The following is a 12,901-nucleotide window of genomic DNA, read 5'->3' on the forward strand; positions in this document are numbered from 1 at the left end:
AAAGAAGCCGAAAAATCTTGGTTACGATTTTCAAGCTCTCTTTTGCTACAATAAGCATGGAGGTGATTATCTAATGAACTTAACAAAACGGCAATTAGAACTGTTAGTTTATTTAGCAAATACCAATACTTGGCTAACTAGTGAAAAGTTAGCTGAGCACATTCAAACCAATAAAAAAACTGTGCAATCAGAAATTAAAAATATGCTAGAGTTTTATCCAAACGATATAGAAATTGAAAGTAACAAACGTAATGGCTATCATCTTTTATTTTTAGCACCAGAGTTACAAACACAAATTGTAGCAGAAGTGAAAAAACATAAAATATATTCCAGTATGAATTTTAGAGCGTCAACTATTATCATCTATTTAATGTTTCAAGAAGACTATGTTAGCATGCAGCATTTAGCTGATCTTTTTTTTCTATCAAAAACAGCTATCTCAAATGAAATTAAAACTATACAGCGTTGGATGGAGCGAAATGTTCATTTAGATTTAGAGATTTCCAGTCACAAAGGCTTGAAGATTCATGGAAGTGAAAATATGAGAAGAATTTTTGCTTCAATGGTTGGAACCGAGTCTGTTTTAATCGAGAGCAAATTATCGGAAAAATTTATTTCAGCTGTATTGGAGAAAGTACCAGTCATCCAAAGTTTTCTGCAAACTGTTTTAATTGAGGCGAATTATATTGTTTCAGGAGAAGATTTTTTAAGATATGCCCGTTATGTAAGTTTGACAATTGTCAGAGGAAAGAATCGAAAAGATTTAGAATTATTGGAACAAAATGATTTCTTTGTTTTAGTGGTTGAAAAGCTAACCTTTTTTTTAGCTGAAACTTTTGATTATTCGCTGGATAAAAATGAGCAAACAGCGTTAATCAATCGTCTGTTAGAACTAAATTATTTACATTTAAATGAAGGCGACAATTTAGTACTAAAACAAAAGCTTCGAAAATTTGAAACAGCATTAATTGATTATTTGAAACTACCGACTGAGCAAATTTTTAAAAATCCTGAAGCGCTACTAGTCCATATCCAACAAATGGCAACTAGAATGGCAGCAGGACACAATGTACTAAATCATTTTGCACAAAAAACACTGTCTAATTACCCTTTAGAAACCTATTTAGTCCGTCGTTTTTTCCCTTTGTATTTTGACTTACGGCCGAATTTAGCTGAGCTTTCCTATTTGGTTTTGTATTTGGCAGAAGCATTAGAAAATTATCGCAGTGAAGGCAGCTTGCTAATCGTCAGTAATCAACCCTTTAGTATTTTATATACGTTAAAGCGCAGCTTAGAAAATAGTTTACAACGAAAAATTCGTCAAGTGAAGATTGAACCAGTATATGTTTTTGAAGCGAAAAAAGAAAAAGCGCATTATAGTGTGTTATTAACTACAGAACAAGAAATAATTTTTGAAAATTCTGGTTTCAGTTTTATACCTAGTGTCTTATCAGAAGCGGAATTAAATGAATTAAGTACGGATCTTTATCATGCTATCAGCGAGCAAGAAGAATTAAATAAGAAAAAATTTTTGGCCAAATACTATGGAGCAGAAAGCCAGATAAAAATTACGAAAAAAATAGACAATATTTATCAGCTACTACCAAATTCAAGCGAATTAGTTTTGGTGCCTATTATGTCAAAAATTTTATTTGCTTGTGAAGTGAAAGAAATTGGGGCTACTAAAATACGTGAGTATCATTTAAAAGAGCCCATCGTCTATCAACAAAGAAAAATTTCAACTTTAATCCATATATCGTATGTCAAAAGTGCGGAAATGCTGACCGATTTTTCTGCAATTAGTGAAATTTTAACGACAAGATAGCGTTCAGTCAAATTCCCTTTTAGTGACGATTTAACTTGAATGGCATGAAAAGGGTTTCCTTCTTATACTAATGATGTAGAAAACGGATACAGATTAAAAGGAGGAAACAAAATGGATTACCAACAATTAGCCAAGAACATTTTAAAAAATGTCGGTGGAGAAGAAAATGTCAGTAATTTATATCACTGTGCCACACGATTACGTTTCACATTAAAGGATCAGAAAAAAGCGAATAAAGCTGATATTGAAAATTTAGTTGGAGTCATTACAGTTGTTGAAGCTGGTGGTATGTTCCAAGTAGTCATTGGTAACACAGTGAATGATGTTTATGAAGCGATTACCAAAATATCAAACCTTGGTACTATAAACGTAGAAACTACTGAAAAAAAAGAAAAGAAAAGTATCTTAAATAGTTTTATTGATATGATTGCTGCTGTTTTTGCACCAACTTTAGGTGTGTTAGCAGGGAGTGGGTTAATTAAAGGCGTTTTGGCTTTATTAACTAGTGTCGGTTGGTTATCAATTGAAAGTGGTACGTATGTTGTTTTAAATGCAGCAGCAGATGCTTTCTTCTATTTCTTGCCAATTTTCTTAGCCTATACTGCGGCAAAAAAATTCAAGACAGACATTTTTATCGCGATGGTTTTAGCGGCAGCATTAGTCTATCCATCAATCACGGCTGCTTTTACTGATGGAGCAACATTAAATTTTATCGGTATACCCGTTTCTCTAGCAAGATACTCTAGTACTGTTATTCCAGCAATTTTAGCGGTATATGTTTTATCACATTTAGAACGTTTAATCAAACCAAGACTTCATGAAAGTGTTAGAAATTTATTAACACCATTTATCTGTTTAATAGTCATGGTGCCTTTGACGTTAATGGTAGTTGGTCCAATTGCAAATAAAGCTAGTGAATTGATTGCGAATGGTTATTTAGCCGTTTATAATTTTAGTCCAATTTTATCTGGTGCAGTTATTGGTGGATTTTGGCAAGTCTTAGTCATTTTTGGCTTACACTGGGGAATGGTGCCAGTCATGACAAATAATTTAAGTTTTTATGGTCGAGATACTTTAGGACCAGGTTGTATGACAGCTGTTTCAGCTCAAGCCGGCGCTGTTTTAGGCGTGTTTTTCAAATCAAAAGATAAAAAAGTAAAGAGCTTAGCTATTTCCTCTTTTATTAGCGCATTATTTGGAATTACGGAGCCAGCTGTTTATGGAATTACTTTAAAATATAAAAAACCATTTTATATATCTTGTTGTGTGGGGGCAATTTTTGGTGGGGTTGCAGGTGCTGCTGGTTCTGGTGCATTAGCTGTTGCTACAAGAAGTATCTTATCGTTTCCAATTTATATTGGTCGAGGGTTCGTTTGGCTAGTCGCTAGCTACTTCTTATCAATGATTGTTTCATGTATTTTAACTTTCCTATTTGGTTATAAAGATGAAGTTACGATTGAAGAAAACCAATCAATTTTAGCCAATGAAAAAACAGTAGTACTAGAAAAGCCCATACAAGGAAAAACGATTGCTTTGACTGAAGTCAATGATCCAACTTTTGCTAGTGGTGCAATGGGTGAAGGATTTGCCGTTATTCCGACTATCGGAAAAGTTTATAGTCCAGTTACTGGAACTGTTCGTTCTATTTTTCCTACCAAACATGCGATAGGGATTGAAACGCCTGAAGGGGCTGAAATCCTAATCCATATTGGTATTGATACCGTTAATTTAGCTGGAAAATATTTTAAAACTTCAGTTGCTGAAAATGATCAAATCAGAGCCGGTGAGTTATTAGTAAGTTTTGATTTAGAAGCCATTCAAGATGCCGGATATGATCCAACAATTATGGTTATGGTTACAAACAGTACAAAATTTACAACAATTGAATTTGTAGATGAAAATCAAAGTCTGCCTCTGAATGATCAATTCGCAGAGCTTTTAGTATAAGGAGAGACGTTATGACAAAATTTCCAAAAGATTTTTTATGGGGGGGAGCAACGGCTGCCCATCAAGTAGAAGGTGGCTTTAATGAAGGTGGAAAAGGACTTTCTGTTTCGGATGTTTATACCTTTGATAATAGTCTGCCAAAAGAAAAATGGACAGATCAATGGCATTTGATGACGCACGCTCAAGTAGAAGAGGCACGAAATCCAGATAGTAAAAAATATTATCCAAAACGCTATGGAAATGATTTTTATCATCACTATAAGGAAGACATCGCGCTATTTGCTGAAATGGGGTTTAAGTGTTATCGCACATCAATTGCTTGGACCCGAATATTTCCTAATGGGGATGAAAGCACCCCTAATGAAGCTGGTTTAGCTTTCTATGATAAAATATTTGATGAACTATTAAAATATGGTATTGAACCAGTCGTTTCCTTGTCACATTATGAAATGCCATTACATTTAGCAACCGAATATGGCGGCTGGCCGAATCGTCAGTTAATAGATTTCTATGTTAAGTTTGCGACAACTGTTTTTGAACGATATAAGGACAAAGTAAAATTTTGGCTAACGTTTAACGAAATAAATTGTGTGAAACATCATCCCTATGTGAGTATTGGTGTAATTGAAGAAAATCATCCCAATATTGAACAAGCCAAGTATCAAGGGGCCCATCATCAATTTATTGCCAGTGCTTTAGCCACAAAAGCTTGTCATCAAATTATTCCTAATTCGAAAGTAGGCTGTATGATTAGTTATCAATTATTGATTCCTTATTCATGTAATCCAGATGATGTTCAAAAAACAGTTGAAAGTCAGAGATCTTCTCTATTTTTCTCAGATGTACAAGCGCGTGGCTATTATCCTGCCTATACAAAAAGAATGTTTGAAGAAAAAGGTGTCGTTTTAGAAACTGAAGTCGGCGATGAAGAGATATTGCGACAATATCCAGTAGATTTTATTTCCTTTAGTTATTATATGTCGTCAGCTATCTCAGCTCATCCTGAAAACCTGGAAAATGCAGAAGGAAATTTAATTACTGGTGGAATTAAGAATCCTTACCTACCAAGTAGTGAGTGGGGATGGCAAATTGATCCAAAGGGATTGCGAATTGCTTTAAACCAACTCTATGATCGTTATCAAAAACCATTATTTATTGCTGAAAATGGTCTTGGCGCCGTTGATAAAATCGAAGAAGATGGCACCATTCAAGATGATTACCGAATTGACTACTTACGTCAACATATTGAACAAATGCAAGAAGCCATTCATGATGGTGTTGATTTATTTGGTTACACTTCATGGGGGTGTATTGATATAGTTAGTGCTTCCACTTCACAAATGTCTAAACGTTACGGCTACATTTATGTTGATCAAGACGATGAAGGAAATGGCACGAAAGAAAGAAGAAAGAAAAAATCCTTTGATTGGTATAAAAATGTCATTGCAACCAATGGGGAAGCACTCTAAATAAAAGCCAACTAGAGGGCAAAGGTTTCTATAGCCTGATTAAGGAGAAATTTTCTAAAATAACTATTCCTTTCTATTTAGCGTTTGTGGAAATCCAAAGAATTCCAATACCAATGTGAAGATTATTGGCTGACTAGTGAAAGACACCAAAACAAACTGAATTCTAAGAAAAATGGGCGGTGGCATAAGTAAATTTAGCCCAGTTCTACTAAAACAAGAATCCCCCGGAAAACTGTAGTGCTTTCCGAGAGATTCTTGTTTTTTATCTCTGAGTCAAAATTGCTAGTCAAATTATATAGCCCCAATTTATGATAACTAATTTGAAATTAATTTGTTAATTCTATAATTTATCATTATTAGAAATAAGAAACCACAAGCCTATAATCGTGCACAAGGTAGCTCTTCACGATTCATTAAGTATAAAAAAACTATTACACTATTATAGCTATCTATGACACTAGTCAAATATTTCTTATTATTAGTGATATATTTTATATGAGAGTTAGTAATAACTCTCAGGCCAAAAGTATCAACAGCTGAATGTACCACTATCTAATGATGAGGTGATTTGAACAAAAGAAACAGTGGGACTTTTGAGTATATGAATGACATTTTGCAGCTCAGTTGAGAGAGGAGAATTACTATGAAAAAACTATTGTTAACAATGGGATTGGGAATTATTAGTATTATTGCTTTTTCAAGTTCAGCCTATGCTTTGGATTCTATCGGAGGTGCAGCTAATGATTTTTCTAGTGCTTGGGAACGATATGCTTCTGGTGATGGGGGACGCGCTAATTTAGTTTTTGGATACAATACATTTTTAATCAATGAAGATTATTCTTGGGCAACACATAGTTCAAAACGTCACTATGCACAAGTCGCAAATGGAACAGGCAATCATTTTGGACCTGATTTAGGAGCTGGTGGAACATCAAAAATTGAAGTTGTACATTCTGGTAGTCTTGTTGGCTATGCCAATTTCTTCTACTAAAATTTTGATTTATCACCTTAATTAATACAGTAAAAAAGTGAGGTAAAGCCATGAAGAAACTTTGTTACTCAGCCTCTGGATTATTGTTCTTTATTTGTTTTCTTGCCGTTGGTGAATTGTTTATTTGGAATATAGCGACCTTTGATCGTTCCTATTACCATGTTACGTTCTATCACCAAAGCTACGATGAAAAAGAGATGTACAATGAAATTGAAAATGAAGCAAATAACAATAATCTGGAAGTCTTCATGGTTAATAGAGATATTCGTTCGACTTTTGATGAAGTTGTGACGATTTATTCGAATAAAAATGTATTTAACAGGGTTTCTAATGAAAATGAATTCACAACAGGAACATTTGAAAGTCTGTTTCTTGGTAAAGTAACTGTTGAAAACAAAAAAATTATAAATATACCTGAAAATAGTGACATAACCACTTTCCAACTAATTGGTAAAAAAAAGAATATGATTCGGTTTAAAAAAAAATTGGTAAATAAATACGCTGGAAGTTTTCCAAAAAAATCGGGGGAGACAAACCAATCAACAAAGAATGTACTTCTTTACTGGACACTAGCATTGGCTTTTATTTTCTTATTGACTATATACAAGGTAGCTTTGTTAAAGAAAGAAATTCTTTTACGAATGGTTCAAGGAGAATCATTGCAAGCGATTATTTATAAAAGCATGGTAGAGGATATATGCTCGTATACAGTGCTTTTTCTAGTTACTTTTTTTGTTAGTAATTATTTTACTCATGCTGTATTTCGTATCAAGTATGTATTATTTTACTTAGTAATCTTTATGCTAATCAACACGTTCATTTATTTCTCACTTTTAAGGGTAGATTTGAAGAAAGATATTAGTAACAATCATTCGACAAAAAAATTGTTGAATGTCAGCTACCTATATAAAATTGGGTCGCTATTCATTTTTTTACTGATACTCTCTAGTGCTATGCCTATGGTTAAAGACGGTTTTCAATTTTATTCACAAAGGTTTTTTTTTAAAGAGCATAGTAAATACAAATATGTTCAGATAAATCCAACTGGAATAGCAAAATCTATTGAAGATAGCCTTATAAACGGATCAACTAGTCTCGATAGTTTTAATCAAATTCAAGAAGATGAAATAGCTCTGGAAAAAAAATTTATATCTAATTATTCAAACGCTCAAAGCAGTATGTATTCTCTTGTTAATATAGGATATTTAGACAGTAATACTATCATCTATGCGAATAAAGCAACAACTGACTATATTGAAAAAAGAATTCCAAACATTGCCCCTATAAAAAAAGAAAAAATGTATTTGCTAATCCCTAATAAACTAAAGAGTAAGTTTAAAATAATCAAGCAGAATCTAGGATATATTTTAAACCAAATACCTAAAGAATCTTTACAAATTCAATATTATCAAAAGGACATAGATATTTTAAGTGTCAGTACAACTGAAAAGATTACATCCGAATGTTCTCTTAATCCGATTATGTTAGTTAACACAACGTCGTCAATTCCTAAAGAGTTTATGAACTATAGTTTTCTTTTTCGTAGCAGTTTTCACTTAATCCCTACCAATGAATGGAACCACTTCGTTAACTCTAATGCAGGTTTACTCGATAAAAAGAATAGCTATGTAATGGGAATCTACCAATGGTATTTACAGGAATGGTCTGTAAAGAAGAGAACCCTTCTTCTTGGGACAATAATCATATTGATTACTGCACTTATGGAAGTATCTATGATGAGTTTTCTAGTGGTATTAGAACAAAAAGTAAAAGCACAAGAATTAATGCTCAAAGAGTTATTAGGGTATAACTTTCTTGAAAGATATTTTTTCTCACTAGTACTTCCTATTTTCTGCGGTGGTACTGCTCTTATAATTGGTTATTATACTCTTCCAATGTTTAATACAAGTCTATCCTTAGACTCGATAATTGCAACTTTATTATTTACTTTTTTAGAAGAGATACTATTCATTTATTTATCTAAAAAACATTCTAAACAGAGCATGATGAGAGTTCTGAAAGGTGGAATTTTGTGATTAAACTAGACCAGATAACAAAATCATTTGAAGGTAAAGTTCTCTTTTTAAGACTATGCTTAGAGATTGAGCAAGGAGAATTTGTTATTTTTTCAGGGGATAGTGGAAGTGGTAAAACAACACTTTTGAATATCTTAGGTGGTCTTGAAACAGTTGATGCTGGAAAAGTTTACATTAACACAATGGATATTTCGAAAAAGAAGAATCGATCAAAACTTTTTTCTACAGAGATAGGTTTTCTATTTCAAAATTTTGTATTAATTGAAAATAAGACCGTCAGACAAAATCTGACACTTATAAAAAAAAGAAATAGGTCAAACATCACAGTCGAAAAAGCGTTGGAGCAGGTTGGGTTATTAAGTAAAATTGATACAAAAGTATACAAACTATCTGGAGGTGAACAACAGAGAGTTGCTTTAGCTAGACTATTAGTAAAAAAATGTACTATTATCCTTGCGGATGAACCAACAGGCTCGCTTGATAAAAGAAATGGGGATAGAGTTCTAGAAATTCTATTTGAAATGCAGCGTTTAGGGAAAACAATCATTTTAGTTACTCATGATGAAAGTATCAAACAAAAAGTGCAAAGGATTGTGGAGTTATGAAAAAAGTAAAAATTTTTAGTTTGTTTGTTCTATCTATTTTTTTGATTTTTGCAGTAGCTTATAATATTGCTTTTTTTTACTTCAAGAGTCAATTTAAGCCGTATGCAACTAAAGACTTTTCAGCCATGCAGGAAGACCTTTCTTATTATTTTAATGATTCTGATAATGGGTTTCTATTAAACGTTAAATTCCCTAGTTATGGGACATTGACTGGAAATTTAGCAGTTGCAACAGCGGATAGTAAATATGCTCTTATTATTTGGCCTAAACTATCAGGTGATACAGAGATAGGGTTTCAAACAGCCATTAAAAATCCATCTAAACGGAAAGATCGTTACTTGAAAGTTGAAAAAGGGCGTATTGATTTATCCAACTCTTCATTTACTGATGAGGAGCAAAAAAAGATTATTTCTTTAGAAAAAGAAGCGAAAACAATTTGGGGAGAAGAAGTCTTTCAATGAGGTTGGACAGAAGTATTCAGCTCCGAGAACAGATACAGTGCATGATTGGAAGTGAAACTTCTGTAATTTATAGCAATAAGCCGGAATTCACGGGACTAATAGGAACTCCAAAAGATTGTCTTTCAATGTTGAATGATTCCGGGGGCTCCTCAAATCTCTGGGACTGGGTACGTTTCTATATCTATTTCTTTCAGAAATAGTGTGTCGACTTATTTTCGAAGTCTCCAACTCATGTCTCATGCGTAGAAGTTGTTGAGAGACAAACGCAGTGGAGATGCGTTCCTTCTCTTACAACCCTTTATTAAGAGTTTACGAGGGTGGATATAACTTAATTAGTTATGTCCCAACCTCATCGAATTTTTTAGCTAATGATATTGTCTAATTAAACAAATGCTTCTGAATTATCTAGGGTGTTTGTCTACGTTCATTGCTCCACAGCACTATTGATTTTGATGAACATAATTAACTAATTGGAATATAAATATCAGTCAAACTTTTATCTTTCCTATTTTTGGGTGGTTCAGTCATATACATTTCAAATGGTACAGCATCTCTAGCTTGGGCGCGGCCTTTAAATAACCATTCTTGATACATATATTTCCACGCATCCTCATATTCTTTCGCTGATAATTCAAAGTGTCCCACGCCAAAATTTCCTGAAATACTTGAGATACAAACATTCCCGCTTTCGATTACTTTTGTATGGTTAGAGATGGTCATCGCTACGCTTGTACGAAGGTTTGCATCGTCTGTAATAAACGGATTATCATCATAAATTGTCAAAACTTTGTTTGTTTCCTCAACCACTAAATTATTTCTAACTGCAAAATCAAATAGCTCATTGAAAAGTTTCCTGCTATTTTTACGAAACTCACTGTAGCTTCCTCTAAAACGAATATAGATGATTTTTTGATTGTTCAATTGCTTGGTTGTAATATTGATTGGCATAGTCATTTATTATTCCTCCATTTCTATGAATAAATTATGACAGGGAATCCTTCCTATTTCTTGTCAATTCTTGCTGTTTTTTATATTCGATAGGGGATACACCAAAGTGTCTTTTAAAAGTTCGACTAAAAGTACTAGAATCACTGTATCCATAATCCATTGCGATATCTGTGATAGAGATTGTTGGATGGACATATAAAAAAATTGCGGCTCGTTCTAGTTTAAATCTAGTTACAAATTCATTCACTGTTTCAGAGGAATATTTTTTAAACATTCGATGGAAATGATAGTCTGATAAATTTGCATTTTTAGCTAAATCTGCTAAACATATTGATTCTTTCAAGTTTCTCTCGATATAATCTTCTGCTTTATTTATTAAACGTGTGTAAATTTCTTTAGAATTTGTTGTATTCTTACTTCCCATAATAATGACCTCACCTAAACTATTTATTTTAGTATAACAGACTGACCTGTTTTATCTCATAGAGTCCCATTTAAAAGATAGTGCAATTTATTTGTGCGATATGTGAAAAATTATTCCTCCGAAAATTTTAAGTAATGAATCCATACTCTATTTTAACTAGAGATAAATCAAATTGTTAGATGTAAATCAAAAGACATTGTGCTTCCGTATTTTTAGCATAAACAAATACGTTGATGCTCTTTATTTTTCTTACCTCTGTTTGGAAAGTTAGTTGACTATTATTTTTTATTAACCTACTATGAAGTTAAATGACAATGGATTGGGGGAGATTTTTTGGATAGTTATCATTTGCAGTTTATTTCTATTGTGGGAGTTGGAATAACAGGTATTTTGATTTTGATGGCTTTTTTCATGAAGTTTACAAAAGGGTTGTTTTTTGCCAGATTTCCTAATGAGTTTATTAATGATAGTGAAAATCCTAAATATGATCTTGAACGTAAAGCGGGAAATCTTTTCAAAGAATGGGTTTTTAAATATATCACACCTCTTTTTATTAGCTTTTTACTCTTATTGGGATTGTCCTACATGATTTCTTAATAGCTATATGAGTGTGTTTTTATAGGTAGTAAGGCTAGTAGGAAATCTCGTAAAGAGGGGAACGAAGTAGAGACCTTCAATTCTTGGAGATGAGCCCACCCTTCATCAAGATTTAAAGGGCCTGGGACAGAATCATCATAGTTCTAACCCAAACTCCTTCGCCTAAAAATTATCATAGCTGTGACTAACCTGTACAGTTAGTCGGAAGTAGTCATCATTTGTAGCCTATTTTTTAAAACAAACATAGTAGTATTCGTAGTTTTTCTTTCTATGTAATAGTGCAATTTTTTATTGAAGTTTTGTCTAAATAAAAAATGGGAGTTTATATATGCTCAGATTATTTACACTTCTTCACCCATTTTTCACCCACTCTTTTAGAGCATAAACTATTCCTCCAATACCGACCAATATACCTAAAATAATCATTCCTCGCAGAAATATTGTTTGCTGCATAAGAAAACTAAGCCCAAGTAGAAGACAATAGATGAACGCAAAATACATACAATAACTAGCTACTTTTCCATTTTTTTGTGCCAGTTCTTTTGGTGTACTTTTAGTTACACCAGCAATAAGCAGTACCCATTTTCCTCGATGAAACTGTATGCCTAGCAGTAAAAATAAAAATGCCAAGAGCAAACAGATTCCTGTTATTAAAAAACTAAACATTGGCGAACCCTCCAGTATGCTATCTTAAGTAGTAGTATATACTTGCACCAGGTTTGAATCAACAGGGTAGGGCTTTTTCAAAGGTGTTAAGGTGTTCAAAAGGAAATTAAGTAGGATTATGGTCTGAAATTTTTTGAGGGGTTCAGCTTGTTTTCGAATCCTTCCACTCTATGTTCTATGCGCGGAAATTAAGGGAGGAGATAATAGAATGGGTGAAATATCTGGATGCCTTAAAAAAATAGAGAAAGCAATTTAAATTAGTAGCATATATTTTTATCTTTTTTGCATTCATCGTAGAAAAAGCAGATTTTGCTAAGCAGTAGCTACAGAGAAGATTTTTTTAGTTAGTAATCTTTTAGAAAAAATTTGGATTAAATTTATTTAAGTGACTACAAAGTAAAAATTTTTTAAGTGAGCTTAGAGAAGGAGTATACAAGACGGATTTCTAGTAATAGCATTTTTTTACGAAGGAAATGCACCTCTTTTTCCCAACGCTATTGATGATTAACTCAAATAAAGTCTGGCAGGTTAGACACTTTAGAATAAGGCAAAAAACTTACTTGTGTATAGTTTTAAAATGAATACAGCAAGAATGATTAATTGAATGATTAAGCAAATTTTCGTGGATACATCCTTTTCTTTTTGTAAAAATCGATAGAATAAGAAATTAATTGTTGAACCAATGACGAGAAAAAAGAAAGCAAACGTTATTTCGTCACCAAAAAGGACGGTTTTTCCTAGAGAACCGTCGGAATAATAAGTTGTGTAAGTGCTGGGAATGTTCCTTTTTAAAAAGAGCGGATTCCAAAAATGAAACGTAATATATTTTTTCAAAAAAAGATAACTAAAAAGAGTCGTTCCTACAAAAGCTCGCGCTAAAAAAGTTTTGATTTTTTCCAAAGTGAATTCTCCTTAAAAAATTTTAGGTTATT

Annotated in this window: 12 protein-coding genes; 8 read left to right on the top strand and 4 right to left on the bottom strand. The window is 32.8% G+C overall.

Going from position 1 to position 12,901, the window contains the following annotated elements; translation table 11 throughout:
* Window positions 1–73 precede the first annotated feature (73 nt).
* The 7 genes from I589_RS06905 to I589_RS17790 all read left to right on the top strand — a co-directional run bounded on the left by I589_RS06905 (window position 74) and on the right by I589_RS17790 (window position 9,334).
* On the top strand, window positions 74–1,825 hold the full coding sequence (locus I589_RS06905; RefSeq protein ID WP_010768834.1) for a helix-turn-helix domain-containing protein: 1,752 nt from the start codon (window positions 74–76) through the stop codon (window positions 1,823–1,825).
* A 111-nt stretch (window positions 1,826–1,936) separates the two neighbouring features.
* Window positions 1,937–3,772, top strand: a complete 1,836-nt coding sequence (locus I589_RS06910) for a beta-glucoside-specific PTS transporter subunit IIABC (RefSeq protein WP_010768833.1) — start codon at window positions 1,937–1,939, stop codon at window positions 3,770–3,772.
* An 11-nt stretch (window positions 3,773–3,783) separates the two neighbouring features.
* Window positions 3,784–5,241: a glycoside hydrolase family 1 protein gene (locus I589_RS06915; RefSeq protein ID WP_010768832.1), complete on the top strand. Its 1,458-nt coding sequence runs from the start codon at window positions 3,784–3,786 to the stop codon at window positions 5,239–5,241.
* Between the two features lie 643 nt (window positions 5,242–5,884).
* Window positions 5,885–6,232, top strand: a complete 348-nt coding sequence (locus I589_RS17785; RefSeq protein WP_010768831.1) for a mediterrocin family bacteriocin — start codon at window positions 5,885–5,887, stop codon at window positions 6,230–6,232.
* A gap of 50 nt (window positions 6,233–6,282) precedes the next feature.
* Window positions 6,283–8,268, top strand: a complete 1,986-nt coding sequence (locus I589_RS06925; RefSeq protein ID WP_010768830.1) for a hypothetical protein — start codon at window positions 6,283–6,285, stop codon at window positions 8,266–8,268.
* Window positions 8,265–8,873, top strand: coding sequence for an ABC transporter ATP-binding protein (locus tag I589_RS06930; protein ID WP_010768829.1), 609 nt, complete (start codon window positions 8,265–8,267; stop codon window positions 8,871–8,873). The genes I589_RS06925 and I589_RS06930 overlap by 4 nt, the downstream gene beginning before the upstream one ends.
* Window positions 8,870–9,334 (top strand): hypothetical protein, encoded by a 465-nt coding sequence (locus I589_RS17790; RefSeq protein ID WP_010768828.1) that lies wholly within the window; start codon window positions 8,870–8,872, stop codon window positions 9,332–9,334. Before I589_RS06930 ends, I589_RS17790 begins: the two co-directional genes overlap by 4 nt.
* Window positions 9,335–9,796: 462 nt before the next feature.
* On the opposite strand, the gene I589_RS06945 is transcribed toward I589_RS17790, so the two are convergent.
* Together I589_RS06945 and I589_RS06950 are read right to left on the bottom strand one after the other, a co-directional pair.
* The gene (locus I589_RS06945; RefSeq protein WP_010768827.1) at window positions 9,797–10,288 is read right to left on the bottom strand and encodes an AraC family transcriptional regulator; all 492 of its coding nucleotides are present in this window, start codon (window positions 10,286–10,288) and stop codon (window positions 9,797–9,799) included.
* 28 nt (window positions 10,289–10,316) lie between these two features.
* Window positions 10,317–10,706 (bottom strand): helix-turn-helix transcriptional regulator, encoded by a 390-nt coding sequence (locus I589_RS06950; RefSeq protein ID WP_010768826.1) that lies wholly within the window; start codon window positions 10,704–10,706, stop codon window positions 10,317–10,319.
* Window positions 10,707–11,039: 333 nt separating this feature from the next.
* On the opposite strand from I589_RS06950, the gene I589_RS06955 reads away from it, so the two are divergent.
* A complete protein-coding gene (locus tag I589_RS06955; protein ID WP_010768825.1) occupies window positions 11,040–11,303 on the top strand; it encodes a hypothetical protein in 264 nt (87 codons plus the stop codon).
* Window positions 11,304–11,654: 351 nt separating this feature from the next.
* Here I589_RS06955 and I589_RS06960 read toward each other — a convergent pair whose 3' ends face one another.
* Window positions 11,655–11,969, bottom strand: coding sequence for a hypothetical protein (locus I589_RS06960; RefSeq protein ID WP_010768824.1), 315 nt, complete (start codon window positions 11,967–11,969; stop codon window positions 11,655–11,657).
* A gap of 537 nt (window positions 11,970–12,506) precedes the next feature.
* Window positions 12,507–12,869, bottom strand: a complete 363-nt coding sequence (locus I589_RS06965; protein WP_010768823.1) for a hypothetical protein — start codon at window positions 12,867–12,869, stop codon at window positions 12,507–12,509.
* Window positions 12,870–12,901: the final 32 nt, after the last annotated feature.

The sequence above is a fragment of the Enterococcus phoeniculicola ATCC BAA-412 genome (assembly GCF_000407505.1).
GTDB lineage: Bacteria > Bacillota > Bacilli > Lactobacillales > Enterococcaceae > Enterococcus_K > Enterococcus_K phoeniculicola.

Excerpts from the sequence above, each read along its gene's own strand:
- I589_RS06905 (WP_010768834.1), top strand. The coding sequence starts at position 74 with ATGAACTTAACAAAACGGCAATTAGAACTGTTAGTTTATTTAGCAAAT.
- I589_RS06910 (WP_010768833.1), top strand. The coding sequence starts at position 1,937 with ATGGATTACCAACAATTAGCCAAGAACATTTTAAAAAATGTCGGTGGA.
- I589_RS06915 (WP_010768832.1), top strand. The coding sequence starts at position 3,784 with ATGACAAAATTTCCAAAAGATTTTTTATGGGGGGGAGCAACGGCTGCC.
- I589_RS17785 (WP_010768831.1), top strand. The coding sequence starts at position 5,885 with ATGAAAAAACTATTGTTAACAATGGGATTGGGAATTATTAGTATTATT.
- I589_RS06925 (WP_010768830.1), top strand. The coding sequence starts at position 6,283 with ATGAAGAAACTTTGTTACTCAGCCTCTGGATTATTGTTCTTTATTTGT.
- I589_RS17790 (WP_010768828.1), top strand. The coding sequence starts at position 8,870 with ATGAAAAAAGTAAAAATTTTTAGTTTGTTTGTTCTATCTATTTTTTTG.
- I589_RS06945 (WP_010768827.1), bottom strand. The coding sequence starts at position 10,288 with ATGACTATGCCAATCAATATTACAACCAAGCAATTGAACAATCAAAAA.
- I589_RS06950 (WP_010768826.1), bottom strand. The coding sequence starts at position 10,706 with ATGGGAAGTAAGAATACAACAAATTCTAAAGAAATTTACACACGTTTA.
- I589_RS06960 (WP_010768824.1), bottom strand. The coding sequence starts at position 11,969 with ATGTTTAGTTTTTTAATAACAGGAATCTGTTTGCTCTTGGCATTTTTA.